At 77.3% G+C, this 715-nt stretch carries 1 protein-coding gene; it reads right to left on the reverse strand.

The window, feature by feature from the left end; all coding sequences use genetic code 11:
- Positions 1-75 precede the first annotated feature (75 nt).
- Positions 76-715, reverse strand: a 640-nt coding sequence (locus KUM32_RS41120) for an rRNA adenine dimethyltransferase family protein (RefSeq protein WP_217146758.1), incomplete at its 5' end; no start/stop codon positions are given.

The following is a 715-nucleotide window of genomic DNA, read 5'->3' on the forward strand; positions in this document are numbered from 1 at the left end:
AGGTGGGGCCGAGGCCGGGGCCACGCGAGGCCAAGCGGGGCCGGGGCCAGGGCGGTCAGGATCAGCGGCCGGGCCTCACTTGCCGGGGCCGTGCTCCGCGATCGCCGCGAACTCCTCCACCGTCAGCGCCTCGCCGCGCGCCTGCGGCGACACCCCGGCGGCCACGAGCGCCGCCTCGGCGGCGGCGGCCGAGCCGGCCCACCCCGCGAGCGCGGCCCGCAGCGTCTTGCGGCGCTGCGCGAACGCGGCGTCCACGACCGCGAAGACCTCCGCCCGCGTGGCGCTGGTTTGCGGCGGCGCGGCACGGCGGACCAGCGAGACGAGGCCGGAGTCCACGTTCGGGGCGGGCCAGAAGACGTTGCGGCCGATCGCGCCGGCCCGCCTGACCTCCGCGTACCAGGCGGCCTTCACCGACGGCACCCCGTACACCTTGGAGCCGGGCGGCGCGGCGAGCCGGTCGGCCACCTCGGCCTGGACCATGACCAGCGTGCGCTCGATGCTGGGGAAGGTCGCGAGCATGTGCAGCAGGACGGGCACGGCGACGTTGTACGGCAGGTTGGCGACCAGGGCGGTGGGGGGCGGCCCGGGCAGTTCGGTGACGCGCATGGCGTCGGAGTGCACGAGCGCGAAGTGCTCGGCCCGCTCGGGCAGCCGGGCGGCCACGGTGCTGGGCAGCGCCGCGGCGAGCACGTCGTCGATCTCCACCGCCGTGACC

It is taken from the genome of Streptomyces sp. AC627_RSS907 (assembly GCF_019049165.1).